This is a genomic window from Streptomyces javensis, from assembly GCF_039525925.1.
Classification (GTDB): Bacteria; Actinomycetota; Actinomycetes; order Streptomycetales; family Streptomycetaceae; genus Streptomyces; species Streptomyces asiaticus.
Genome location: NZ_BAAAIF010000059.1, coordinates 805 through 25,525, shown reverse-complemented (window position 1 = coordinate 25,525; position 24,721 = coordinate 805). Strand labels below are relative to the sequence as shown.

Below are 24,721 nucleotides of genomic sequence, written 5' to 3'. Positions count from 1 at the left end.
TAGGTCGACAGGGTTTCAGCCCCCACTCCAGGGTGACGGACCCGTGTCTTCCGCCTCTCCCGCCTCGATCCTCCGGGCGGTGCGCCGCAGCGACCGCGCCGCCGAGGGGTCCCCACCAAGCCGGTCCATCGCGTCCGCCGCATGGCGCGCCAGCTCGGCGTGCAGTCCGGTGTCACCGCAGGTCCGGGCGGCCGCGGCGGTTTCCGCCCAGGTGCGCAGCGCCTCCCTCGGCCGCCCCGAGCGCTCCTGGGCCTCCGCGGTGCCGCCGAGCGCCCGGGCGTACCCCGCCTGGTCGCCCGCCCGGCGGCAGGCGGCCGCGGCGGCACGCCAGTCGCGCAGCGCCTCGCCCCACCGCCCGGCGTAGCCGTGGACGGTGCCGAGCCGCGCGTACAGCCGGGCCGCGGCGGGCGTGTCGCGGCGGCTCAGCCGCAGCTCCAGGGCGCGTCCGAACCAGTCGGCCGCCCGGTGCCAGTCCTCCAGCGCCTGGTAGGTGCCGCCGATCGACTCCAGCGCACGCCCGGTCGTATACGGATCGCCCGAGGCGCGGGCGGCTTCCAGGGCGCTCTTGTAGCGGGCGAGCGCCTTGTCCACCCGGCCCGCCCCGCCGTCCAGATCGCCGAGGTTGAGCAGCGCGGCCGCCCGCTCCACCGGCAGATCGCGGCGCCGGGCCACGTCCAGCACCAGCTGATGCAGCCCGTACAGCTCCACCGCGGCGCCCTCGAAGCCCCGGTGGGCACTCAGGGCGTGGGTCAGCGCGGCCACCAACCGCCGTGCCAGCGTGTCGAGTTGACCCGTCTCCACGGCCATCCGGGCGGCCTCGATCAGCGTGGGCAGCCGCTCCTCCAGCCAGCCGGCGGCCTCCGCCGACGACGAAAACCGCAGCGGCTTCGGCATCCCGGCCAGTTTTTTCCGGCCCGGCGAACCGGCGGGCTCGGCGGCCAGCCGGCAGGCGTGCAGCTGCCGTACGGCACGCTCCAGCATCCGCGCCCGCGCCAGCTCCACCTCGGCCGGGCGCTCCTCGGCCGCCAGCCGCTCCCGCAGCAGCGGATCGAGACAGCCGGGCACCAGGTAGCGGCCGGTGCCGCGCGGGCGCAGCATCCCGTACGCGGCGAAGCCCTCCAGCGCCGCCTCGCCGTCCGCCACCGAGCAGCCGGCCAGCGCGGAGGCGATCTGGGCGTCGGCAGAGCCGCCGGGCGCCAGCACCAGCAGCCGCAGCATCCGGGCGACGGCGGACGGCAGCGCGGCGTAGGCCAGCCGGAAGGCGCGGGTCAGCGGGCGGGCGCCGTGGTCGAGGTCACCCTCGTCCGGCGGCAGTTCGCGCAGCCGGGCCAGGGCGTCGGCCACCGACGCCTGGGGGCGGGCGGCGAGCCAGCCGCCGACCAGGACGAGCGCCGCGGGCTGGCCCGCGCACTCCTCGACCAGGGACTGCGCGGCCACCGGATCGCAGGTGATCCGGGTGGGGCCGGTGTACTGCGCCAGCAGCCCGACCGCCGCGCTCACATCCAGCCCGCCCACCGTGCACGGCCGTACATCCGGCACCCCGGTCAGCGGGCCGCGCGAGACGGCGACCACCAGGCAGTCGGGCTCGTCCGGCAGCAGCGCGTCCACCTGCTCGGCCCCGGCCACGTCGTCGAGCAGCAGCAGCACCCGCTTGCCCTCGAGCGCCTCGCGCAGCGCCTCGCTCAGATCGTCCTCGTCCGCGCCCGGCGGGGCGCTCCCGCCGAGCCGTCCCAGCAGCTCACGGGCGGTGCGCTCGGTGGGCACGGGGTCCCCGGCGGAGGTGGTCAGCCGGGCGCTCAGCACCCCGTCGGGGTAGTCGTCGGCGAGCCGCCGGGCGAGCTCCTCGGCCAGCGCCGTACGGCCCCAGCCGGGGCGGCCCGCGATCAGCAGCACCCGGCTGCGGGCGGCCTTACGGCCGGGGATGGTGTCCAGGCCCGCGCGCTCGATGTCGGCGCGCAGCGAGAGCAGCTCCCGCCGCCGTCCGGCGAACCCCCGCCCCACGGAGGCGGCCGCCGCGAACAGCACCGCCCGGGTGGCTCCGCTCCACACCCCGCCGTCCTGGGCGTCGGCGGCGGAGCGCCGTTGCCGCGGCGGGGTGCCGGAAGGGGAGGTCTCATCTTCCGGCGGACGGCCGGCAGCCGATTCCCGGCGGCCGGGAGCCGACTCCGGCGGGCGGCCCGGGGCGGACGAAGCAGGTGAAGCGGACGCGGCGGGCGGCGGCTGCCGCTCCCCTGGGGCCGCCGGCTCCCCATCGGTGTCGACCGCCTGCTCCGCCACCGGCCCACTCCCGTCCACCTGCGCGTACGAGCCCCTTCGGCTCACTATGAGCGTAGTTCACTCCGCGTCAGGTACCCGGTACTCGCGGCCCACAGCACGGACCGAAAATCACTCCATCGGATCTTCACCGGGGTCGAGCGCGGCCCTTGGGCCCCATCAGTGGGTCAGGCGTCGAAGGGCCGGGCCGGCCAGGAGGCGTCGGCGGGCCGGAGGGCGTCGACGCCGTCGCCGGAGAGCGCCGCCCGCAGCGCCAGCGCGCCCGTCACCAGGCAGTTGTTGTGCAGCTCGCCCGCGAGGGCGCCGCGCACCAGCTCCTCCAGGGACACCCGGGCGAGCTCCATGTCGGCCTCCTCCTCGGAGACCTCGAACCGCTCGCCCTCGGCCGTGGAGATCTCCCTGGCCAGGAAGATCCGCACCGCCTCGTCACTGCCGCCGGGCGAGGTGTAGAGGTCGACGAGGACCCGCCAGTCCTCGGCCTTGACGTGCGCCTCCTCGTACAGCTCCCGCTGGGCGGCGTGCAGCGGGTTCTCACCGGGGATGTCCAGGAGACCGGCCGGGATCTCCCACAGCCGCTGGCGGACCGGGTGCCGGTACTGCCGCAGCACGAGCACGCGGTCGTCCTGGTCCAGGGCGAGGACGGCGACGGAGCCGGGGTGGACCTGGTAGTCACGCTTGGCCCGACTCCCGTCGGGCATCTCCACCTCGTCCGTGCGCACGCTCGTCTTGTTGCCGGTGAACGGCGTGGCGGTGGCGGTGACCGGCCATTCCTCGGGGGTGTCCTGGATGGGCATGCTTGGCTCAGCGTCCTTTCCGCGTGCGGTTGACGGGGCGGTGGGCCGCGCCGGCCGCCCGCCCCTGCCAACCGTAACGGTCAGGCGCGTGCGCCTGGCGTCTGAGCCGCCACCTGTCGCTCGACCGCCGCCTTCACCAGGCCCGCGAAGAGCGGGTGCGGACGGGTCGGGCGGGAGCGCAGCTCGGGGTGGGCCTGGGTGCCGACCAGATAGGGGTGGACCTCGCGCGGGTACTCCACGTACTCCACCAGCTTGTTGTCCGGGGAGGTGCCGGAGAAGACGATCCCGGCCTTCTTCTCCAGCTCACCGCGGTAGGAGTTGTTGACCTCGTAGCGGTGGCGGTGGCGCTCCTCGACATACGGCTGGTTGTCGTAGACCTCGCGGACGATCGAGCCCTCGGCCAGCTTGGCCGGGTACATGCCCAGCCGCATGGTGCCGCCCATGTCGCCCTCGCCGGCGACGATGTCGAGCTGCTCGGCCATGGTGGAGATCACCGGGTCGGTGGTGGCGGGCTCGAACTCGGTGGAGTTGGCGCCCTCGATGCCCGCGAGGTTGCGCGCGGCCTCGATGACGATGCACTGGAGTCCCAGACAGAGGCCCAGCACCGGGATCTTGTTCTCCCGGGCGTAGGTGATCGCGCCGACCTTACCGATGACACCGCGGTCGCCGAAGCCGCCGGGGATGCAGACCGCGTCCACGCCGTCGAGCTGCTCCCGGGCGCCGGCCGCCGTCTTGCAGTCGTCGGAGGTGACCCACTTGATCTTCACGCGGGCGTTGTTGGCGAAGCCGCCGGCGCGCAGCGCCTCGGTGACGGAGAGATAGGCGTCGGGCAGGTCGATGTACTTGCCGACGAGCGCCACGGTGATCTCGTGGTCGGGCTCGTGGACCCGCTTCAGCAGGTCGTCCCACTGGGTCCAGTCCACGTCGCGGAAGGGCAGGTCCAGCTTGCGGACGACATAGGCGTCCAGGCCCTCGGAGTGCAGCACCTTGGGGATGTCGTAGATCGACTTGGCGTCGATGGCGGCGACCACGGCGGCGTCGTCCACGTCACACATCAGCGAGACCTTGCGCTTGATGGAGGTGGGGACCTCGCGGTCGGCTCGCAGCACGATCGCGTCCGGCTGGATGCCGATATTGCGCAGCGCGGCCACCGAGTGCTGGGTGGGCTTGGTCTTCAGCTCGCCGGACGGGCCGATGTAGGGCAGCAGGGAGATGTGCACCACGAACACGTTGTCCCGGCCGACCTCGTGCCGGACCTGGCGGACGGCCTCCAGGAAGGGCAGCGACTCGATGTCGCCGACGGTGCCGCCGACCTCGGTGATGACGACGTCCACGTCATCGGTGGCCATGCGCCGGATGCGGTGCTTGATCTCATTGGTGATGTGCGGGATGACCTGCACCGTGTCCCCGAGGTACTCACCACGCCGCTCCTTGGCGATTACGGTGGAGTAAACCTGTCCGGTGGTCACATTGGCCGAGCCGTCGAGGTCGACGTCGAGGAAGCGCTCGTAGTGGCCGATGTCCAGATCGGTCTCGGCGCCGTCGTTGGTGACGAACACCTCGCCGTGCTGGAAGGGGTTCATCGTGCCCGGGTCGACATTCAGATACGGATCGAGCTTCTGCATGGTGACGCGCAGACCGCGCGCCTTCAGCAGCGCCCCCAGACTGGAGGCGGTAAGACCCTTGCCGAGTGAGGAGGCGACACCCCCGGTGACGAAGAGGTGCTTGGTCGTCATGGGCTTAGCGGCAATGGCCAAGAGGGGGCTCCCGTGGTCGCGTCGTGAGGGTGCGTACGGCAGCCGCTCCAGGGTCCGGGGGCGCCGCCGCTGAGGTTCGGGGGTTTTGTGCCCGCCGCTCCACGGGCTACCAGGGTATCAGCGCCCCGGAGCGGTCGCTGCTGGCCTGGTTCCCGCGTACGGTCTGCGCAACCGCCCGAACACCATGCGTGACCTGGCCACCCGATCGGCCGTGAGATGAGAGCCACGATGTGGACGGGCTCGAGCGGATCACCGTTGTCCGTCGTATCCTCATCGGACGCACGCATGCGAGCCACCCCGGCACGGCACCACCAGCACGCCCCCGGAACAAGAGCTCGTCAGAATTTCCGAGACCGTAGGAAACGCCCTCCGGGGCGATACGGCCGTTCGAATGGGGAATGCACGTGGCCGGGCGTATCGAGGATTACGCACTGATTGGTGATATGCAGACCGCCGCCCTCGTCTGTAGAGACGGGACGGTCGACTGGCTGTGCCTGCCGCGGTTCGACTCCCATGCCGTCTTCGCCGGTCTGCTGGGCACTGAGGAGCACGGCTTCTGGCGGCTGGGGCCCGCCGCCCCCGCGGGAAGCCCGCCGCCCGCCGCCGACCGCCGCCGCTACCGCGGCGACTCCCTGGTCCTGGAGTCGGAGTGGGACACCCCGCGCGGCACGGTCCGTGTGATCGACTTCATGCCGCCCCGTGACGGCGCCCCGCAACTGGTGCGGATCGTCGAGGGGGTCAGCGGCCGGGTGCCGATGCGCTCCGCGCTGCGGATGCGGTTCTCCTACGGCTGGGTCGTGCCCTGGGTGCACCGGGTGGACGGCCGTACGGTCGCCGTCGCGGGTCCGGACTCGGTCTGGCTGGACACCGAGGCCGACACCTACGGCAAGGACCTCACCACCTACTCGGACTTCACGGTGGGCCCCGGCGACCGGATCGCCTTCACCATCAGCTGGCAGCCCTCGCACCGCGAACCGCCCGCCCTGCCCGAGCCGGAGGGCGCGCTGGAGGCCACCGAGGCGTTCTGGCGGGAGTGGGTCGAGCACTGCACGTACCACGGCCCCTACCGGGACGCGGTGGTCCGCTCGCTGATCACGCTCAAGGCGCTGACCTACGCCCCCACCGGCGGCATCGTCGCGGCGCCCACCACCTCGCTGCCCGAGGAGATCGGCGGCGTCCGGAACTGGGACTACCGCTTCACCTGGCTGCGGGACGCGGCGATCACCCTCTCCTCGCTGCTGCGCACCGGCTACCGCGAGGAGGCCCGCGCCTGGCGCGAATGGCTGCTCCGCGCGGTCGCGGGCGACCCGGAGAACCTCCAGATCATGTACGGCATCGCGGGCGAGCGGGAGTTGGCCGAGGCCGAGCTGACCTGGCTGCCCGGCTTCGAGAACTCCCAGCCGGTCCGGATCGGCAACGGCGCCGCGGGCCAGGTCCAGCTCGACGTCTACGGCGAGGTCACCGAGGCGCTGCACCTGGCCCATATGACGGGCCTGGCGCGCAACGACTACGCGAGCGTGCTCCAGCTGAAGCTGATCCGCTACCTCGAGGAGCACTGGGACGAGCCGGACGAGGGCATCTGGGAGGTGCGCGGGCCGCGCCGGCACTTCGTGCACTCCAAGGTGATGGCCTGGGTCGCGGTCGACCGCACCGTGAAGCTGATCGAATCCGGCGATGTGGACGGGCCGTTGGAGCGCTGGCGGGAGCTGCGCGACGAGATCCACCGGGAGGTCTGCGAGAAGGGTTACGACGCCGAGCGCAACACGTTCACCCAGTCCTACGGCTCCAAGGAGCTGGACGCCTCGCTGCTGCTCATCCCGCAGATGGGCTTCCTGCCGCCGGACGACAAGCGGGTCATCGGCACCATCGAGGCGATCCAGCGGGAGCTGTCGACCGAGGACGGCTTCGTGATGCGCTACCCCACCGCGGGCGAGGACGCCGGGGTGGACGGTCTCGAGGGCGACGAAGGGGCCTTCCTGGCCTGCTCGTTCTGGCTCGCCGACGATCTGGCGATGATCGGCCGGGTGGACGAGGCCCGGAAGCTCTTCGAGAAGCTGCTCGCGCTCCGCAACGACCTCGGACTGCTCTCCGAGGAGTGGGACTCGCACAACCAGCGTCTGGTGGGCAACTTCCCGCAGGCGTTCAGCCATGTGCCGCTGATCGACACCGCGCTGCGCCTCACGGCGTCCGGCGCGTACGGAGGCTAGCCCCCGGCCCGGGCCCTGGGGCCCGGGCACCCCACATCCGGGCTCGGCCCGCCGGGCGGTGTCCGCCGGGCAGGCCCAGGCGGGCAGCGCCCCGAAGGGGTGCGGGGCTGTGTCGATATGCGGCTCCGCCGCGTGGGCGCGACCAGCCACGACGCAGCCGCGGACGAACGACCGCACCTCGCGGCACATCCCGCGGAGCGCTTAGCGTGGCGGCATGGAACCGGAACCACAGGGAACGATCACCGTGGCGCGGGCCCTCGGCCTTCCCGCCCTGCGCCGCGGGCTCCCCGAGGTGGTGTCCGGGCAGGAGCTGCTGGACCGCCCGGTGCGCTGGGTGCACGCGGGCGAGGCGCCGAACATCGCCGCGCTGCTCAAGGGCGGTGAGCTGCTGCTGACCACCGGTCTCGGGGTCGGGCCGCGCCCCGCCGAGCAGCGCGCGTTCGTCCGCAGGCTCGCCGAGCGGGGCATCGCGGCGCTGGTGGTGGAGTTGGGCGCCCGGTTCCGCACCCTGCCGGGGCCGGTCGTGGACACCGCGCGCTCGTGCGGGCTGCCACTGGTGCAGCTCCATCGCGAGGTGCCGTTCGTGACGGTCACCGAGGAGATCCACACCGAGATCGTCAATGAGCACTACGCCCTGCTGCGCCAGGCCGATGTGGTGCACCGGCAGGCCACCGAGGTGCTGCTGCGCGGCGGCGGGGTGCCGGAGATCCTGCGCCACTTCGCCGCCTTCGCGGCCAATCCGGTCTTCCTGGAGACCCCCGGCGGACAGCTGCTGTACGCGGCGGGGCCGGGCGGTACGCCCCCGGCGGGCGCCGCCGATCCGCTCCAGGTGTGGGAGGGGCTGCGGGCGCCGCGCGCGGCCGAGCGGCCCGAGCCGCCGGCCGGCAGCGTCATCGCGGACATCCCGGGCGGCGGGCCCGGCCCCGGTGCCGTACGGGCGCGGCTGACCGTCCTTCCGGTGGCCGGGCCGCTGGGCCCGGTGCACCGGATCGCCGCCGAGCGGACGGCGGATCTGCTGGCGGTGGTGCTGCTGCGGGCGCGTCAGGAGGAGGAACTGGCGGCGCGCGGGCGCGGGGACTTCCTCACCGAGCTCGCCGAGGGCCGGATCGAGGCGTCGGACGCCCCGGCCCAGGCCCGGGTGCTGGGGTTCCGGCCGGGCCCGGGCGGGCCGCTGCTGCCGGTGGTGATGCGGCTGGTGGAGGATCCGCGGCCGCTGGCCGGGGGCGGGGAGAGCTGGGCGGCGCTGGCCCACGCCGTGCAGGAGGAGCTGGCCGGGGTCGGGGTGCCGGTGCTGCTCGGCGTACGGCTTCCGGAGGGGCGGGTTCCGCTGCTGGCGGGGCTGCGCGGCGCGAGCGAGCGGAGCGCGGTGGCCGAGCGGATCGCGGCGGCGCTGCGGGCCGGGGTGGAGCGGGCCTGGCCCGACCGGGCGGGCGCCCGGCCCCCGGTGCTCGTGGCCGGGCTCGCGGTCGGCTGGGACGCGGCCGGAGCCGAGCTGCGGCATGCGGCGGAGGCGGCCAACGCGGCCTGCGGATCGCCGCCCGACCGGGGCTGGTACGACGTACGCAGCCTGGATGTCGACCTGTTGCTGTGGCGACTGCGCGAGCACGGCGATCTGGCCGCCTTCGTGGACCGGGTGATCGGTCCGCTGCTGGCCCATGACCGCACCGCCCGCCCGCCGCTGGTGCCGACGCTGGAGACGTATCTGCGGCATGCGGGGCGCAAGGCGGAGACGGCCCGCGCGCTGCACCTCAACCGCCAGACGCTGTACGACCGGCTGGCCCGGATCGCGTCGCTGCTGGGCAGCGATCTGGAGGATCCCCGGACGGTGCTCGCCCTGGGGGTGGCCCTCCAGGCCCGCCGCCACGTCCGCTGACACGACGGCGGCCCGCCCCGCCCGACGCGGCCGCGGCCCGCCCGGTGTCCCCGGGCCCCCGCCCGGCGTCCCCCCGTGCCGCCGGGCGGGGAGTGGCTCCCTCACCGTCCGCCGCGCAGCCCTCGCCGTGCGCCGCGGACACCTCCCCGCCCGGCTGCTCTGTGCCGACCCAGGCCGGACCGTGCCCGGCCCGGCGGGCCCTCCCCACCCCTTCCCGCGGCACCGATATGCGGCTCCGCCGCGCGGCGGGGACATCGCCCCCGAACCCGGACTCCGGCGCGGAACCCCGCCCACCAGCCCGCCCAGGGGCACCTCCCAGCGGTAGCTGGGGGAGTTTGAGAGCGGGGTCCGGGGGCGGGGAACCCCGCAATCCCAACCAGCCCCTCCAGCACATGAGAACCGGGGCCAGGGCAGAACCCCACCCACCAGCCCCTCCGGCGCTTGAGGAGCGGGACCAGGGGCTGAGCCCCACCCACCAGCCCCTCCGGCACATGAGAAGCGGGGCCAGGGACGGAACCCCCACCCTCCAACCCCTCCGGCACGTGAGAACCGGGGCCAGGGACGGAGCCCCCACTCTCCAACCCCTCCGGCACGTGAGAACCGGGACCAGGGCAGAACCCCACCCACCAGCCCCTCCGGCGCTTGAGGAGCGGGGTCTGGGGCGGAGCCCCAGTTTCGGGAAGGGGCGGGGAGGGGAACAGCCCGCCGCAGGCGACACAGGCCGCCGGATGCCCCCTAGAACGGAGTCAACGTGAGCGTGATCCCCTTCGGCGCCGTGTCCTGGATGTAGGACGCGAACTCGGCCACGTCATCGAAGGCGAAGCCATACGCCTTGCCGTCCTCCGTCGCCGCGTGCATCGCCTTGGCGTAGTGATTGGTGACGTCCTCACCGTAGAAGGCGGCCGGATCGGTCGTCGGCTGAGCGTCGGCATTGTGCAGCGTGGTGCGGTTGAAGCCCGCGCCCAGGATCGCCGCGACCGGGCCCGTGGTCCCGTCGTTGGGCGCGGCCAGGGCGCCGTCGCAGAACAGCACGTCCTTGGTGGAGGGCTTGTCGAAGGAGACCGAGGCCGGGCCGGTGAAGGAGAACTTCCCGCCGCTCACCCGGCCGGTGAAGGTGCCCGCGTTGGTGGTGACCTTGAGGTCCTTCGATCCGTAGGCGTCCCAGACCTGGTCGATGTACGACGCGAAGTAGTCCTCCGCGAACACCCCCGCGCCCATGCCATGACCGGGAGCGATCACCCGCAGATTGTCGCCGACGATCAGCTTCTTGAAGGCGTCGACACCGGCGAGGTCGGAGAAGATCTTGGCGCGGGCGCCGTCCTTGAGGGTGCCGGTCGTCTGGTCCTGGGCGCCGGTGAGGTGGATCGACAGCGGGACGCTGAACATGTCCACCATGGTGGTGTTGCAGAACATGCCAGAGGAGTTGTACGTGAACTCCGCGCAGTCGTGCATGATGTCGTAGTTCGGGTCGCCGGACACCCAGCCCGCCGGGTACTGCAACGCGGCCTTGCCCGCCCCGTCCTCGACCACCTTGAGCTTGAGCTTGGAGCCGAGCGCCACATAGATCCGGCCGGACATCTGAGGCAGGTTCAGCTTGGTCTCGCCGCTTCCGGCCAGCGGGATCGCGTAGTCGGTGAAGCCGTCCGAACCGTTGTCGGAGAGCGCGACGGGAGCGATGTTGCCGTCCGGGGTGACGTGGACCTGCCGATCGCCCTCGTTGCCGACGATGTAGAGCCATACCGACCCGTTGTCGTACTGCCCCGTCTTGTTCACGACGGTCAGGGGCAGGGAGGCGGCGGCCTTCGTGTCCGGTGCTCCGCTGGCGCGGCCGCCGGCGAACGCGAGGCCGGTTCCCGCGGCGGCGGCGGAGGCGGCGATTCCACCCAGCAGCTTCCTGCGACTGATCATGATGATGGTGCTCCTCGGCGTAGTGGGGGTTGCCGGGAAAATGGCGTGGGGGGTGACGGGAGGCGCGAAATTGAGAGCGCTCTCTCGTTCCTCTGCGCAGCACCCTGCCGATCAACGACCGGGCCCGTCAACCCCTTCACGCAGAAAGGTCTGCACCAACTCATCGTAGACGCTGAGGACATGGGCGACGGTGTCGTCCTCCGTCGGCCAGCCCGCCGTCCGCGCCCGCCCCGCCGCCGCGAGCTCCCCCCGGCGCAGCGGATCGGCGAGCAGCCCGGTCACGGCGTCGGCCAGGGCCTCGGGGTCGCCGTACGGGACGAGTTCGGCCGCCTCCCCCACCAGCTCCGGCACCCCGCCGACCGCCGTGGCCACCAGGGGCACCCCCGCGTGCAGCGCCTCCTGGGCCAGCAGCGACCGGGCCTCCCAGCGGCTGGAGAGCACCGCGACATCGGCCGCGGAAAGCAGCTGCGGCACATCCTCGCGGCGACCGAGCAGCCGCACCGGCAGCCCCTCGGAGTCGATCCGGCGCTGGAGCACCGCACGGTCCGGCCCCTCCCCCGCCACCACCAGCAGCGGCCGCGGATCGAGCACCCGCCAGCGCCGCGCCGCGTCCAGCAGCGGGCCGTGTCCCGCCATCGCCTCCAGCCGCCCCGCCGTGACCAGCAACGGACGCTCCACCACGCCCAGTTCGGCGGCCCGCTGCTGACGGCGGCCGTCGGCGGCCTCCGGCGGTCGCCGCGGGGCGGGCACCGCGACCGGGGCCAGCCGGGCGTCGCGCGCACCGCGGGCCCTGGCCCGGGCCACCAGGTCCGAGGAGGCCCCGAGCACGATCGCGGCGGCCCGGGCCACCCGACGCTCCATCAGCCGGACCAGCCGGGCCCGCGCGCCCTCGGCGTCCACACGGGTGTGCCAGGTGACGATCAGGGGTACGTTCCGGCCACGCAGCGCCACCGCCGCCAGCAGCCCCGAGCGCAGCCCGTGGGCGTGCACCAGGGCCGCGCCCTGGGTGGCCCGGCGCAGCGACGCCATGCTTCCGGCGTCCGTCATGGCGTCGAGCCCGGTGAACCGCGCTCCGGTCTGGGTGAAGCCGTAGCCCTGCTCGGCGCTCCAGGGCCCGCACACGGTCACCCGCAGTCCGCGCGCCACCAGCCCGGCCGACAGCGACCGCACATGCACTCCGCTGCCCGAACTCCCGGCGCCCAGCACCTGGACCGCGTGCAGCGACGACTGCCCGTGCGGCGGGACCGGGGTGTTGCTCACGGTACTGCTCACGCGGGCGGAGCTCCTGAGGCGGTGTCGGGGCGATGGAGGGACGGTGCGGACGCGCTCCGCCCAAGAATGCCAGCACTCGCCGAACCCTCGTCGCAACGCTCCCAGGTGACGCCTGCCCCGAACTCGCCCCCACGTCCGCGGTACCACCCGTTCGGGTGAAGGATAAGGGAGCGTAGCGTGACGGTTCGGGGAAGCGTCGCGTAAGGGATCGCGGGAAGCGTCGTGTGAAGGAACGCGCGAAGGGTCAGCGTCCCGCGCGGGCCGCCTCCAGGAGCTCTTCCGCGTGCGCCCGCGCGAGTTCGGAGTCCTCCTGGCCCGCGAGCATCCGCGACAGCTCCCGTACGCGGTCCTCGCCCTCCATGGCCTTCACACCGCTTCGGGTGACCGACCCGTCGTTGGTCTTCTCGACCACCAGATGGCGGTCGGCGAAGGCCGCGACCTGCGGCAGATGGGTGACCACCACGACCTGCGCGGAGCGGGCGAGCTTGGCCAGCCGGCGGCCCACCTCGACCGCCGCCTTACCGCCGACACCCGCGTCCACCTCGTCGAAGAGATATGTCGGTACGGGGTCGGAGCCCGCGAAGACGACCTCGACCGCGAGCATCACCCGGGACAGCTCACCTCCGGAGGCGCCCTTGGCGATCGGCCGGGGCGGGGCGCCCGGATGGGGCGCGAGCAGCAGCTCGACCTCATCGGCGCCATGCGGCCCGAAGACCACCGGGCGGCCGCCCACCTCGATGCCGTCCGCCTCCGTCTCGGTCTGGCGGATCGCGAACGTGACCCGGGCGTGCGGCATCGCCAGGGAGGCCAGCTCTGCGGTGACCGCCTCCGCGAACCGCCCCGCGGCCTCCGTACGGGCGTCGGTGAGCGTCTGCGCCAGCCCGCCCAGTTCGGTGCGGAGCGCGTCGTGCTCGGCGGTCAGCTCGCCGATGCGGTCGTCGTCGCCGTCGAGTTCGGCGAGCCGCGCGGCGCCCTGCTCGGCCCACGCCAGCACGTCCGCGATGGTCTCGCCGTACTTACGGGTCAGCTGGGTCAGCGCGGCGCGGCGCTCCTCGACGGCCGACAGACGGATCGGGTCGGCGTCCAGGTTGTCGGCGTACCCCGCGAGGTCCCCGGCCACGTCGGACAGCAGGATGCCGACCTCGCCGATCCGGTCGGCCAGCCCGGCGAGGGCCTGGTCGTGGGAGCGTACGGCCTCCACGGCGCGATGGGCGCCGGCGACCAGGGTGGCCGCGTCCACGCCCTCCGGGTCCTCCGGGTTCCCGGCGAGGGCGGCGTGCGCGACGGCGGCGGCGGACGCCAGGGCCTCGGCGTGCCCCAGCCGTTCGGCCTCGGCCGCGAGCTCCTCGTCCTCCCCGGGGCGGGGTTCGGCGGCCGCGACCTCCTCGAGGCCGAAGCGCAGCAGGTCCGCCTCCTGCGCCCGCTCGCGGGCCCGTGTGGTGAGCTCCTCGAGCTCGGCCGAGACGGCGCGCAGCCGGCGGTAGGCCCCCGCGTACTTCTCCAGGGGCCCGGCCACCGCGTCGCCCGCGTACCGGTCCAGCGCCTGCCGCTGCCGGGCGGGCCGCAGCAGTCCCTGCTGATCGGTCTGGCCGTGCACGGCCACGAGTTCGTCGGCCAGCTCGCCCAGCAGGCCCACGGGGACGGAACGGCCGCCCAGATGGGCGCGCGACCGCCCTTCGGCGGAGAGCGTACGGCTGATCAACAGCACGCCGTCGTCGAGCTCGGCCCCCGCTTCCTCCGCCCTTACGGCCGCCGCCGAGCGGGCGTCGACCGTAAGGCGGCCCTCGACGACCGCCGCCTTGGCCCCGATCCGCACCAGAGCGGCGTCGGCGCGGCCGCCCAGCAGCAGCCCGAGGCTGGTGACGACCATGGTCTTGCCCGCGCCGGTCTCACCGGTCACCGCGGTGAAGCCGGGCGACAGCTCGACGACCGCGTCGTCGATGACGCCCAGCGCACGTATCCGCATCTCCTCCAGCACGTGCACGACCATACGAGGTTTGGTCGGTGCGATGCGACGAAGGGGCGCCACTTATGGGGTCTGCCCGCACATCTGCTCGGGGTGGGTGGGGTGCGGGCGCCTCCGGCGGAGAGCCAGCCCCCACCCCACCCCTTCCCGAACCTGGGGGCTCCGCCCCCAGCCCCCCGCCGCGGCTCCGCCCCTGGGTTCCGGGCTTGGGGCGGAGCCCTGCCTTCCAGCCCCTCCGGCGCTTGAGGAGCGGGGTCTGGGGCGGAGCCCCAGGTTCGGGAAGGAGCGGCTCGCCGCAGGCGGCAGGAGCCATCGGACATGCCCTAGTGCGGTGCCCCCCGCCACCCCGCGACCGGCAGGGCGAACTTGGCGACCAAGCGGTCCGTGAACGACGCGTGGTGCAGTCGGGCCAGCCGAACCGGCACCGCACCCCGCCGCACCTCCACCCGCGCCCCCGCCGGAAGCTCCACCGTGCGGCGGCCGTCGCACCACAGCACCCCGTGCGGGGTCTGCGGCTGCACCTCGACCGCGAGCACCGACTTCGGCGACGTCACCAGCGGCTTGGCGAACAGCGCATGGGCGCTGATCGGCACCATCAGCAGGGCCTCCACCTCGGGCCACACCACCGGTCCGCCCGCCGAGAAGGCGTACGCCGTCGAGCCGGTCGGGGTCGCGCAGACCACGCCGTCGCCGCCGAACCGGGAGACCGGGCGGTTGTCGACCTCCGTGACCACCTCGAGCAGCCGCTCCCGCGCGGCCTTCTCGACCGACGCCTCGTTCAGCGCCCAGTCCGTGTGCACGATGTGCCCGTCGTTGCGGACCAGCACATCGATCGTCATCCGCTCCTCGACCTCGTACTGCCGGGTCACCACCCGGTCCACGACCTTGTCGAGGTCGTCCCGCTCGGCCTCGGCCAGGAAGCCCACCCGGCCGAGGTTCACGCCGAGCATCGGCACGCCCGAGACCCGGGCGAACTCCGCGCCGCGCAGCAGCGTCCCGTCCCCGCCGAGGACGACCAGCAGCTCACAGCCGTTCAGCACGTCACGGCCCGCGTCGACGCGCTCGACAGCGGGGGGCAGCGGCAGGTCCGCCGCCTCGGCGGCGAGCACCCGTACCCCGATTCCGCTGCGCAGCAGCCCCTGGACGACCAGTTCGGCGCTGCGGATGGCCGCGGGGCGGCCGGTGTGCGCGAGGAGGAAGACGGTGCGGTCCGCCGTCGCCTCGGCCGTCGGCGACATCGGCTCGGCGGTCGGTGCCGTCACCGCGTCCCCGGCTCCGGCTCCGGCTCCGGTTCCGGCTCCGGTTCCGGCTCCGGCCTCGGGCACTGCTTCCTTCTGCTGCGCTGCTTCTGAAGTGGTCAACTGGGCCCCTCCGCCACTGCACGGTCAACATCCGCCGGGTCCAGTGCCGGCGCCCCGGCGCGCATCCACAAAAAGTACTCGACGTTACCCGACGGCCCCGGGAGCGGGCTGGCCGTTACACCCAGCACACCCAGTCCCAGCTCCGCCGCCCGCCCGGCCACCGTGCGCACCGCCTCGGCGCGCAGTTCGGCGCTGCGGACCACTCCCCCGCTGCCCAGCCGCTCCTTGCCCACCTCGAACTGGGGTTTGACCATCAGCACCAGATCGGCATCGGACGCGGCGCACCGTACGAGGGCGGGCAGGACGAGCCCGAGCGGAATGAAGGAGAGATCACCGACCACCAGGTCCACCGGTTTCCCACCAATCCGCTCAAGTGTCAGCTCGCGTACGTTTGTACGGTCATAAACGCTGACGCGTTCATCGCTCTGGAGCGACCAGGCGAGCTGCCCGTAGCCGACGTCGACGGCGAGCACCTCCGCGGCGCCCGCGCGCAGCAGGACGTCCGTGAAGCCTCCGGTGGACGCGCCCGCGTCCAGCACCCGCCGCCCGGCGACCCTCAGCCCCGCCCCGGCTCCCGTGGCCGGGCGGACCCCCGGGTCCTGCCCCGCGCCCGCGCCCTTCCGGTACTCCTCGCTGAAGGCGTACAGCGCGCCCGCCAGCTTGTGGCCACCGCGCGAGACATAGTCCGGATCGCTGTCGTCCTCGATCACGACGACCGCCGCGCTGGTCTCCACCTGGGTGGCCGGTTTGGTCGCCACCGCCCCGCCGACGGTGACCCGGCCCGCCGCGATCAGCTGGCTGGCATGCTCACGCGAACGCGCCAGCTTGCGGCGCACCAGCTCCGCGTCGAGTCGTGCGCGTCGTGGACGGGTCACTGCCACGGGTGGTTCAGCTCCTGAGGTCGTTTACGTAGCGGACGGGGGCCGCGGACCGGGCGCAGGGGGGCCGGGCCGCCGGTCGAGTGCGGTCAGCGTGTCGCGCAGGCCCTGGTGGACATCCTCGTACACCTCCAGATGTCCGCTCGTCCCGAGGTGGTCGGCGTCGGCCAGCCGGGCCAGCCGGACGTCCACCTCGGCGACGCCGGTGGGCGTGCGGTCCACGCCGAGCGGGGCCGGATCGGCGGGGCCGGGCGGCTCCGGCACGGCCTCGGGCACCGGCTCCGGCACGACGTCCACCCGCTCCGGCGCGACGTCCTGGGCCCCGTCCGCCCCTTCGGGCACCGGCTCCGGCACGGCGTCCTGGGCCCCGTCCGCCCCTTCGGCCACCCGCTCCGGCGCGACGTCCTCGGCCCCGTCCGCCCCTTCGGCCACCCGCTCCGGCACGGCCTCCCGGGCCTCCTCGGCCGCCGGACCGGGCTGGAGGCCGGGCCACCCGGCCGGCATCGGCTCACTCATGGCCCCGACGCTACCGCGAATCCCTCGTTCTCCGACGTACGAGACCTGGGGTAACGTCGTGCGCGATGGCGACCTTGGAGCAGTGCCGCAGCGCACTCGACAAACTGGCGGAGAACCTCGCGACCGCGAACGGGGACCTTCGTAGCGCTGCCGCGCTCGATCGCTCGGTCAGCTGCTGGATCACCGACCTGGACACCACTTTCGTCGGCCGTCTCGTGGACAGCCGGATCGAGGATGTGACGACCGAGCCGGGCCCCCCGGCCGAGCGTGCGCAGATCCGGCTGGCGATGACCGGCGACGACCTGGTGGCCCTGGTCGACGGCGAACTGCACTTCGCAAGGGCGTGGGGCGCCGGGCGGATCAAGCTCGAGGCCGGGCTGCGCGATCTGCTGCGGCTGCGGAAGCTGATCTAGCCGAGCGCCGCGCCCCGACTCGGTCGTCAGGACTCGCTCACCGCGGCACCCGCCAGAGGCGCCGCCACCCGTGCCGTACGGGACCGGCGGGCGGCCGGGATGACCAGTGGCGTCCCCGTCTCCGGGTCGTCGATCACCTGGCAGCTCAACCCGAAGACCCGCTCCACCAGCTCTGCCGTGACCACGTCCCCCGGCGCCCCCTCCGCGACGACCTGCCCGCCCCGCATCGCGATCAGATGGGTGGCGTAGCGGGCGGCGTGGTTCAGGTCGTGCAGCACCGCGACCAGGGTGCGGCCCTGCTCCTCGTGGAGCTGGGCGCACAGGTCCAGCACATCGATCTGGTGCTGGATGTCCAGATAGGTCGTGGGCTCGTCGAGGAGCAGCAGCGGGGTCTGCTGGGCGATGGCCATCGCGATCCACACCCGCTGACGCTGGCCGCCGGACAATTCGTCGACATAGCGATCCGCGAGCTCGGCCACCCCGGTCGCCGCCATCGATTCGTCGACGATCCGCTCGTCCGTCTCCGACCACTGCCGCAGCAGCCCCTGGTGCGGATAGCGGCCGCGGGCGACCAGGTCGGCGACGGTGATCCCGTCCGGGGCGATCGAGGACTGGGGCAGCAGCCCGAGGGTACGGGCGACCTTCTTGGCGGGCAGCGAGCCGATCGACTGCCCGTCCAGCAGCACCGATCCGGCCGTCGGCTTGAGCATCCGGGACAGGGCGCGCAGCAGGGTCGACTTCCCGCAGGCGTTGGGCCCGACGATGACTGTGAAGGAGTGGTCGGGGACGGTCACGGACAGCTCCTCGGCGACCGTGCGCCGGTCGTAGGCGAGGGTCAGCCCCTCCGCCATGAGCCGCTGCCGCTGGTCCTGGGTGCCGCTCGTGCTGGAAGCCACGGTCTGCCGGGTGTCCTTGTCCATGTCGTCTTCCGTCCGGGTCGTGTCCGCAGTTTCCGTCCGGGTCGTGTCCACAGTTTCCGTCCGGGTCGTGTCCACAGTTTCCGTCCGGGTCGTGTCCGCACTCGTCATATCCGCCCCGCCCTGCGCTCGGTCACCAGCAGCCACAGCAGATAGGCGCCGCCCAGCATCCCGGTGAGCACCCCCACCGGCAGCTGATCGGCCCCGAAGGCGCGCTGGGCGGCCCAGTCGGCGGTGACCAGCAGCGCGGCGCCCATCCAGGCCGCGGGGAGCAGGTTCGGACCGGGCGAGCGGGTGAGCCTGCGGGCCAGCTGCGGGGCGACGAGCGACACGAAGGCGACGGGCCCGGCGGCGGCCGTGGCGGACGCGACCAGCAGCACGGCGGCGCCCATCAGCACCATCCGGGTCCGCTCCACCCGCACCCCGAGGGCGTAGGCGCTGTCGTCGCCCATCTCCAGCATCCGCAGGTTCCGCGACTGCCCGAGGGCCACGGGCATGAGCACCGCGCAGGCGGCCAGCAGCGGCCAGACCTGGTCCCAGTCGCGGCCGTTCAGCGAGCCGGTCAGCCACATCACCGCACGGGCCGCGTCCTCCTGCTGGGCCTGGGTGAGCAGATAGCCGTTGACGGCGGTGAACGTCGCGGAGGTGCCGATGCCCACGAGGACCAGCCGATAGCCGTGGACGCCCTGCCGCCAGGCCAGCGCGTAGACGGCCAGTCCGGTCAGCACCCCACCGAGGACGGCCCCGGTGGCGACCACGTTCGGATCGCCCTTGACCAGCACGATGGCCGTGAGCGCCCCGGCCGCCGCCCCCTGGCCGAGGCCGATCACATCCGGACTGCCCAGTGGATTGCGGGAGATGGACTGGAAGATCGCCCCGCCCAGCCCCAAGGCCGCGCCGACCAGCAGTCCCACCAGCACCCGCGGCAGCCGCAGTTCGTTGACGATGAAGTCCTGGGCCACGGTGCCGTCGCCGAACAGCGTGCGCACCACATCGGCGGGGGCGATGGGGAAGTCGCCGGTGCCGATCAGTACGACACCCATCACCAGCGCCACGGCGATCAGCAGCAACCCCACGACCGCGCCGCGGACGTCCAGGCGCAGCGAGAGACCGGCGGTGCGCAGCGTGACCCCGCGCGTCCCGGACCTGACGGTGCGCTTGCTCGCGTTCACAGTTGGGCCATCCTTCGGCGACGTACGAGGTAGATGAAGAGGGGCCCGCCGATGAAGGTGGTGACGACGCCGACCTGGAGCTCCGCGGGCCGGGTGACCAACCGCCCGATCACATCGGCGCCCAGCAGCAGAACGGGCGAGAGCACCGCGGCGTACGGCAGGATCCAGCGCATATCGGGCCCGGTGAGCGCGCGGACCAGATGCGGCACGATCAGCCCGACGAACGCGATCGGCCCGCAGGCGGCGGTCGCGGCCCCGCACAGCAGGGTGACCGCGATCATCGAGAGCGCCCGGGTGCGGTTGAGGTTGCTGCCGAGCGCACGGGCGGTGTCGTCGCCGAGCGCCACGGCGTTCAGCGAACGGCCCAGCAGCACCGCCAGCACGACGCCGATCAGGAGGAACGGGGCCACCTGCCGGACCACCGTCATATTGGCGGAGGCGAGCGAACCCACCGTCCAGAAGCGCATCTTGTCGAGCGCCGCGGTGTCCAGCAGTTCCACGGCGTTGACGTATCCGTAGAGCGCCGCGTACACCGCCATCCCCGCGAGCGCGAGCCGCACCGGGGTGGCGCTCCGGCTGCCGCCGAGCGCGTACACCAGCACGGACACGACGGCGGTGCCGAGGAAGGCGAACCACACATAGCCGGTGAGGGAGGTGACACCGAGGAAGCTGATGGCCGAGACGACGGCGGCGGACGCGCCGGCGTTCAGCCCCAGCAGCCCGGGGTCGGCGAGCGGGTTGCGGGTGAGGGCCTGGATGACCGCGCCCGCGAGGCCGAGGCCGACGCCGACGAGCAGCCCGAGGACGGTGCGCGGCAGCCGTACGTCCCGGATCACCACATCGGTGTCACTGCCGGTGTAGTGGAACAGCCCGTGCCACACCTGGTCCAGCGGAATCGGTTTGGCGCCGATCGCGATGGACGCCGCGGCGATCGCCAGCAGCACGCCCAGGGAGACGACCAATCCCGTCGCACGGCGCGCGGTGCGCCGCCGGGGCGGCGCGCTCGCTGTCTCGGTCCCGGCTTTCGCCGGACTGACCAGGGTCACGCGGAACTCCACCTCACAGCACGGCCGATCAGGACTCAGGTTAAGTTAGGTTACCCTAAGTCCCGCTGGTCGCACCCATGCGGGCCACCCGGAGCGCGAGTTCGGCCGCGCAGCCCCGGTCGGCTCGGCCCCTCAGCCCCTCAGCCGCGTCCGCCGGCTCACAACCCCAGCCGGGCCAGAGCCTTCCCCGCGTCCGCGCCGCTCACACCGTCCCCCGCCTCGGACCACGCCGCCGCGCACAGCGCCCGCAGCCCGTCCAGCGGCTCCTCGCCCCCGCCCGCCAGCAGCAGCGCGCCGTGCTCGACCCGCGCCGTCCAGCCCCCGCACCGGAAGCCGCCCGACTCACCGTCCCGCTCCACCTCCGGCTGCGAGGTGAGCAGCCCCCGCAAGTCCCGGTCCACATACGTCGGCCGGTGCCCGGGCTCGGCGGCCAGCAGCTGTGCGGGCGTGGTCACCCCGGTCAGCACCAGCAGCGAGTCCACCCCGCCCGCGTACGCGCCCTCGATATCGGTGTCCAGCCGGTCCCCGACCACCAGCGGCCGCCGGGCGCCGGTCCGCAGGATCGTCTCCCGGTGCATCGGCGGCAGCGGCTTCCCGGCGGCCTGCGGGGACGTGCCCGCCACGATCCGTACGACCTCCACCGCCGCGCCGTTGCCCGGGGCGATGCCCCGCCCGCTGGGGATCGTCAGGTCCAGGTTGGAGGCGAACCACGGCACCCCGCGCGCCACCGCGTACCCCGCCTCCATCAGCCGCGCCCAGGGCATGTCCGGCCCGCCGTAACCCTGCGCCACGGCCGCCGGGTCGTCGTCGGCCGAGTCCACCGGCGTCAGCCCGCGCTCGCGCAGCGCCACCCGCAGCCCCTCTCCGCCGATCACCAGCACCCGCGCCCCCTTCGGCAGCTGCTCGGAGATCAGCCGGGCGACCGCCTGGGCGGAGGTGATCACATCGTCGGGGGTGGCGGGCATCCCGAGCCGGGTCAGATGCTCGGCCACCGCCTCCGGCGTCCGCAGCGCGTTATTGGTCACATACGCCAACCGCATCCCGCCGTCCCGCGCGGTGACCAGCGACTCCACGGCATGATCAATGGCCTCGCCGCCCGCGTACACCACCCCGTCGAGGTCCAGCAGAGCCGTGTCGTACGCCTCGTTCAGCGACTGCCGGCTCGACTCGGGCCGGGTGCGGACGGGCTGGTTCATGGGGGCCACTCCTCGCAGATCTGTGCGCTTCTCCCCCGATCATCGCGTATCGCCGCGCGGGGCATAACATTCACTGATGAGCATTCCAGGGCCTGGCGGACAAGGTCTTCAGCTCACCCCCTTCCGGGGGCTGCGCTATGTCGCGGAGCGGGTCGGCAGTCTCGCGGCCGTCACCTCACCGCCCTACGACGTGGTGGTCAGGCCCGAGGGCCTGCGCGAGCTCGAGACGGCGGACCCGTACAACATCGTCCGGCTGATCCTGCCGCAGGCCGGAACCCCGGAGGCCCGCAACCGTCAGGCGGCCGAGACACTGCGCCGCTGGCAGGCGGACGGGGTGCTCGCCCCGGACCCCGAACCCGCGCTCTACGTCTACGAGCAGCGCGACGGCCCGACCCTCCAGCGCGGGCTGATCGGCGCGCTGCGGCTGAGCCCCCGCGAGGAGGGCATCGTCCTCCCCCACGAGGAGGTCATGCCGCATGTCGTCGAGGACCGAGCCGATCTGATGCGCGCCACCGCCGCCCACCTGGAGCCGCTGCTGCTCGCGTACCGCGGCAACGGGAACGGGAACGGGACCTCGGAAAGCGGCGCTTCGGAAAGCGGGGCTCAGGGAAACGGGGGCTCAGGGAACGGAGCCGCCGGGCAGGGCACCGGCGGCGCGGCGCGGGTCATCGAACGGACCATCCTGCGCGAGCCGTTGCTCTCCACGACCACCGAGGACGGCGTCGACCACCATCTGTGGCGGGTCACGAACCCCTCCGACCTCGTGGAGGTCGCCACCGACCTCCGCCACCATCAGGCCCTCATCGCCGACGGCCACCACCGCTGGGCCACCTATCTGCGGCTGCGCGAGGAGCGACGGGAGCCCGGCCCCTGGGACTTCGGGCTCGTCCTGCTCGTCGACACCGCCCGCTATCCGCTCCGGGTCCGGGCCATCCACCGGCTGCTCCGCCGACTGCCCCCGGAGCAGGCGCTTCCGGCGGTGCGGCAAGCCTTCCGGGTGCGGACGGTCGACGGCCCGCTGCCGCGCGCCCTGGAGACGCTCGCCGAGGCCGCCGAGGCGGCGCGCGCCGAGCCCGGCACGCCGAACGCCTTCCTGCTGGCCGGGGACGGCCGTTTCCACCTCCTGGACCGGCCGGATCCGGAGCTGCTGGCCCGTACGGTCCCCGACGAACGACCCGAGGCATGGCGGACGCTGGACGCGACGGTGCTCCACCACACCCTGCTCGACCAGCTGTGGAACGTACCGGACACGCCCGAGCACATCGGCTACCTCCACGACTCGGCGGCGGCCGTCGAGCAGGCGGAGCGGCTGGGCGGCACGGCGGTGCTGATGCATCCGGTGCGCGAGGACGTCGTGCACGAGCTGGCACGGCAGGGCATCGCGATGCCGCACAAGTCGACGTCCTTCGGGCCGAAACCGGCGACGGGGCTGGTGCTGCGGAGCCTGACGCTGGGCTGAGCGGCTCGCGGGCGGACATGCGAAGGGGGCGGGATCCCGGTCCGGGATCCCGCCCCCTTCATGTCATGGCTTCATGTCATGGCATCAGCGGTTGTCGCCGTCCTCGTCGGGCCCGGCTGCCCGGTCCTCGGACGTGGCCTCGGCCACCGGCTCGACGTCCTCGACGTCGTCGGCCTCGGGCTCGACCATGTCCTCGTCGGACGGCTCGTCGGCCTCCGGCTCGTCGGCCGTCGGCTCCTCGGCAGTCGGCTCTTCGGCCTCCGGCTCTTCGTCCTCCGACTCCTCGGCAGTCGGCTCCTCGACGGGCTGGGAGACATCGCCGTCCGCCGCCTCCTCGGGGTCGAGGGCGTCCACGAACTCGACCCCGTCCAGCTCAGCGAGCCGGTCCGACGCGTCCGTGCTCCCGCTCTGATCCGCCTCGAGCGCCTTGGCGAACCACTCACGGGCCTCGTCCTCGCGGCCGACCGCCAGCAGCGCGTCAGCGTACGCGTAGCGCAGCCGGGCGGTCCAGGGCTGGATGGAGTTCGAGGCCAACTCCGGGCTCTGCAAGGTGACCACGGCGGCGTCGGCCTGGCCCATGTCGCGCCGGGCTCCGGCGGCCACCATCCGCATCTCGACCTGACCGGCCCGGTCCAGCTTCTGCACCTCCGGCTCACCGGCCATGGCCAGCGCCCGCTCGGGACGGCCCATCCCGCGCTCGCAGTCGGCCATCACCGGCCACAGCTCGGAGTTGCCGGTCATCCGGCGCGCGGCACGGAACTCCGCGAGCGCCTCGGCGTACTTCCCGACGGCGTACGAGGCGAAGCCCGCCGCCTCGCGCACGGCGGCCACCCGGGAGGCGAGCCGCAGGGCGACGCGCGAGTACTGGTACGCCCGCTCGGGCTCGTCGTCCAGCAGCTTGGCCACCATGACGAGGTTCCTCGCGACGTCCTCGGCGAGGGTCTTCGGCAGGCTCATCAGCTCCTGCCGCACGCCCTTGTCGATCTCCTCGCCGGTGACGTCCTCAGGGATCGGCAGCCGCTTGATCGGCTCGCGGTCGCGGTCCCTGCCACGCTCTTCGCGGCGCCCATAGCCGCCGCTGCGGTCGTCACGGCGCTGGAACCCACCGCCGCCGGAGCGCCGGTCGTCGCGGCCCCGTCCCTGACCGTACGGACGACGCGGCCCGCGGTCGTCCCGACCGCCCCGGAAACCACCGTCGCGGTCATCACGGCGCGGCCCACGCGACCGGTCATCCCGGCGATCGTCACGACGCTCATCACGACGGTCGTCCCGGCGGAACCCACCACGGTCATCGTCACGACGGTACGAAGGCCGCTCATCACGACGGTCATCGCGCCGGAACCCACCACGGTCGTCATCACGACGGTACGAAGGCCGCTCATCACGACGCTCGTAGCCGCCGCCCCGGCCACCGCGGTCACGGTCGCGGTCATCGCGACGGAAACCGCCACGGTCGTCACGACGATCGTCGCGGCGCTCTCCCCGACGCTCATCGCGCCGATAGCCACCACGGTCATCGTCCCGGCGGAAGCCAGGCCGATCGTCACGGTCCCGGCGGAAACCGCCCTGACGGAAACCACCGTCGCGGTCATCACGGCGAGGCCCACGCGGCCGCTCGTCACGACGATCGTCGCGGCGCTCTCCCCGACGCTCATCGCGCCGATAGCCACCACGGTCATCGTCCCGGCGGAAGCCAGGCCGATCGTCACGGT

Annotated in this window: 18 protein-coding genes and 1 pseudogene; 4 read left to right on the top strand and 15 right to left on the bottom strand. The window is 73.4% G+C overall.

The genetic code is table 11. The annotated features are described in order from the left end of the window. Window positions 1-15 precede the first annotated feature (15 nt). The 3 genes from ABD329_RS35870 to pyrG form a co-directional block, all read right to left on the bottom strand. On the bottom strand, window positions 16-2,277 hold the full coding sequence (locus ABD329_RS35870; RefSeq protein WP_425574421.1) for a tetratricopeptide repeat protein: 2,262 nt from the start codon (window positions 2,275-2,277) through the stop codon (window positions 16-18). 164 nt (window positions 2,278-2,441) lie between these two features. Continuing rightward, entirely contained in the window at window positions 2,442-3,068 is a 627-nt protein-coding gene (locus ABD329_RS35865; protein ID WP_198280047.1) for an NUDIX domain-containing protein, read from the bottom strand. A gap of 80 nt (window positions 3,069-3,148) precedes the next feature. Further along, entirely contained in the window at window positions 3,149-4,804 is a 1,656-nt protein-coding gene (gene pyrG, locus ABD329_RS35860; RefSeq protein WP_198280048.1) for a CTP synthase, read from the bottom strand. Between the two features lie 419 nt (window positions 4,805-5,223). Here pyrG and ABD329_RS35855 point away from each other — a divergent pair, with 419 nt between their 5' ends. Together ABD329_RS35855 and ABD329_RS35850 are read left to right on the top strand one after the other, a co-directional pair. Beyond that, on the top strand, window positions 5,224-7,032 hold the full coding sequence (locus tag ABD329_RS35855) for a glycoside hydrolase family 15 protein (protein ID WP_344317455.1): 1,809 nt from the start codon (window positions 5,224-5,226) through the stop codon (window positions 7,030-7,032). 214 nt (window positions 7,033-7,246) lie between these two features. Then, entirely contained in the window at window positions 7,247-8,905 is a 1,659-nt protein-coding gene (locus ABD329_RS35850) for a PucR family transcriptional regulator (RefSeq protein WP_344317453.1), read from the top strand. A 735-nt stretch (window positions 8,906-9,640) separates the two neighbouring features. Here ABD329_RS35850 and ABD329_RS35845 read toward each other — a convergent pair. The 6 genes from ABD329_RS35845 to ABD329_RS35820 all read right to left on the bottom strand — a co-directional run bounded on the left by ABD329_RS35845 (window position 9,641) and on the right by ABD329_RS35820 (window position 16,587). Continuing rightward, on the bottom strand, window positions 9,641-10,813 hold the full coding sequence (locus ABD329_RS35845; RefSeq protein ID WP_344317452.1) for a glycoside hydrolase family 64 protein: 1,173 nt from the start codon (window positions 10,811-10,813) through the stop codon (window positions 9,641-9,643). A gap of 111 nt (window positions 10,814-10,924) precedes the next feature. Further along, the gene (locus ABD329_RS35840) at window positions 10,925-12,085 is read right to left on the bottom strand and encodes a glycosyltransferase family 4 protein (RefSeq protein WP_425574420.1); all 1,161 of its coding nucleotides are present in this window, start codon (window positions 12,083-12,085) and stop codon (window positions 10,925-10,927) included. Between the two features lie 244 nt (window positions 12,086-12,329). After that, window positions 12,330-14,075: a DNA repair protein RecN gene (gene recN, locus ABD329_RS35835; RefSeq protein ID WP_198282045.1), complete on the bottom strand. Its 1,746-nt coding sequence runs from the start codon at window positions 14,073-14,075 to the stop codon at window positions 12,330-12,332. Between the two features lie 299 nt (window positions 14,076-14,374). Then, on the bottom strand, window positions 14,375-15,289 hold the full coding sequence (locus tag ABD329_RS35830; RefSeq protein WP_198282327.1) for an NAD kinase: 915 nt from the start codon (window positions 15,287-15,289) through the stop codon (window positions 14,375-14,377). 119 nt (window positions 15,290-15,408) lie between these two features. Beyond that, complete coding sequence (locus tag ABD329_RS35825; protein WP_344317465.1) at window positions 15,409-16,287, bottom strand: TlyA family RNA methyltransferase; 879 nt, start codon at window positions 16,285-16,287, stop codon at window positions 15,409-15,411. A gap of 30 nt (window positions 16,288-16,317) precedes the next feature. Beyond that, on the bottom strand, window positions 16,318-16,587 hold the full coding sequence (locus ABD329_RS35820) for a hypothetical protein (protein ID WP_198282380.1): 270 nt from the start codon (window positions 16,585-16,587) through the stop codon (window positions 16,318-16,320). Between the two features lie 284 nt (window positions 16,588-16,871). On the opposite strand from ABD329_RS35820, the gene ABD329_RS35815 reads away from it, so the two are divergent. Then, window positions 16,872-17,219, top strand: a complete 348-nt coding sequence (locus ABD329_RS35815; protein WP_198282379.1) for a sterol-binding protein — start codon at window positions 16,872-16,874, stop codon at window positions 17,217-17,219. Between the two features lie 26 nt (window positions 17,220-17,245). On the opposite strand, the gene ABD329_RS35810 is transcribed toward ABD329_RS35815, so the two are convergent. The 4 genes from ABD329_RS35810 to ABD329_RS35795 all read right to left on the bottom strand — a co-directional run bounded on the left by ABD329_RS35810 (window position 17,246) and on the right by ABD329_RS35795 (window position 21,550). After that, on the bottom strand, window positions 17,246-18,139 hold the full coding sequence (locus ABD329_RS35810) for an ABC transporter ATP-binding protein (RefSeq protein WP_344317451.1): 894 nt from the start codon (window positions 18,137-18,139) through the stop codon (window positions 17,246-17,248). A gap of 104 nt (window positions 18,140-18,243) precedes the next feature. Further along, the gene (locus ABD329_RS35805) at window positions 18,244-19,308 is read right to left on the bottom strand and encodes a FecCD family ABC transporter permease (RefSeq protein ID WP_344317450.1); all 1,065 of its coding nucleotides are present in this window, start codon (window positions 19,306-19,308) and stop codon (window positions 18,244-18,246) included. Beyond that, window positions 19,305-20,354 (bottom strand): FecCD family ABC transporter permease, encoded by a 1,050-nt coding sequence (locus ABD329_RS35800; RefSeq protein WP_344317449.1) that lies wholly within the window; start codon window positions 20,352-20,354, stop codon window positions 19,305-19,307. The genes ABD329_RS35805 and ABD329_RS35800 overlap by 4 nt, the downstream gene beginning before the upstream one ends. Before the next feature lie 158 nt (window positions 20,355-20,512). Beyond that, window positions 20,513-21,550, bottom strand: coding sequence for an HAD hydrolase-like protein (locus tag ABD329_RS35795; protein ID WP_344317448.1), 1,038 nt, complete (start codon window positions 21,548-21,550; stop codon window positions 20,513-20,515). Window positions 21,551-21,626: 76 nt separating this feature from the next. On the opposite strand from ABD329_RS35795, the gene ABD329_RS35790 reads away from it, so the two are divergent. Next, window positions 21,627-23,009: a DUF1015 family protein gene (locus ABD329_RS35790; RefSeq protein WP_198281402.1), complete on the top strand. Its 1,383-nt coding sequence runs from the start codon at window positions 21,627-21,629 to the stop codon at window positions 23,007-23,009. Between the two features lie 84 nt (window positions 23,010-23,093). Here the strand turns inward: ABD329_RS35790 and ABD329_RS35785 are convergent, their stop codons facing one another. Beyond that, window positions 23,094-24,035: a tetratricopeptide repeat protein gene (locus ABD329_RS35785; RefSeq protein ID WP_309142928.1), complete on the bottom strand. Its 942-nt coding sequence runs from the start codon at window positions 24,033-24,035 to the stop codon at window positions 23,094-23,096. Further along, a pseudogene (locus ABD329_RS35780) lies at window positions 23,966-24,721 on the bottom strand (hypothetical protein); the annotation flags it as partial. The gene ABD329_RS35785 and the pseudogene ABD329_RS35780, both read right to left, overlap by 70 nt.

Excerpts from the sequence above, each read along its gene's own strand:
- ABD329_RS35850 (WP_344317453.1), top strand. The coding sequence starts at position 7,247 with ATGGAACCGGAACCACAGGGAACGATCACCGTGGCGCGGGCCCTCGGC.
- pyrG (WP_198280048.1), bottom strand. The coding sequence starts at position 4,804 with ATGACGACCAAGCACCTCTTCGTCACCGGGGGTGTCGCCTCCTCACTC.
- ABD329_RS35830 (WP_198282327.1), bottom strand. The coding sequence starts at position 15,289 with ATGTCGCCGACGGCCGAGGCGACGGCGGACCGCACCGTCTTCCTCCTC.
- recN (WP_198282045.1), bottom strand. The coding sequence starts at position 14,075 with ATGGTCGTGCACGTGCTGGAGGAGATGCGGATACGTGCGCTGGGCGTC.
- ABD329_RS35795 (WP_344317448.1), bottom strand. The coding sequence starts at position 21,550 with ATGAACCAGCCCGTCCGCACCCGGCCCGAGTCGAGCCGGCAGTCGCTG.
- ABD329_RS35865 (WP_198280047.1), bottom strand. The coding sequence starts at position 3,068 with ATGCCCATCCAGGACACCCCCGAGGAATGGCCGGTCACCGCCACCGCC.
- ABD329_RS35855 (WP_344317455.1), top strand. The coding sequence starts at position 5,224 with ATGCACGTGGCCGGGCGTATCGAGGATTACGCACTGATTGGTGATATG.
- ABD329_RS35810 (WP_344317451.1), bottom strand. The coding sequence starts at position 18,139 with ATGGACAAGGACACCCGGCAGACCGTGGCTTCCAGCACGAGCGGCACC.
- ABD329_RS35790 (WP_198281402.1), top strand. The coding sequence starts at position 21,627 with ATGAGCATTCCAGGGCCTGGCGGACAAGGTCTTCAGCTCACCCCCTTC.
- ABD329_RS35815 (WP_198282379.1), top strand. The coding sequence starts at position 16,872 with ATGGCGACCTTGGAGCAGTGCCGCAGCGCACTCGACAAACTGGCGGAG.
- ABD329_RS35845 (WP_344317452.1), bottom strand. The coding sequence starts at position 10,813 with ATGATCAGTCGCAGGAAGCTGCTGGGTGGAATCGCCGCCTCCGCCGCC.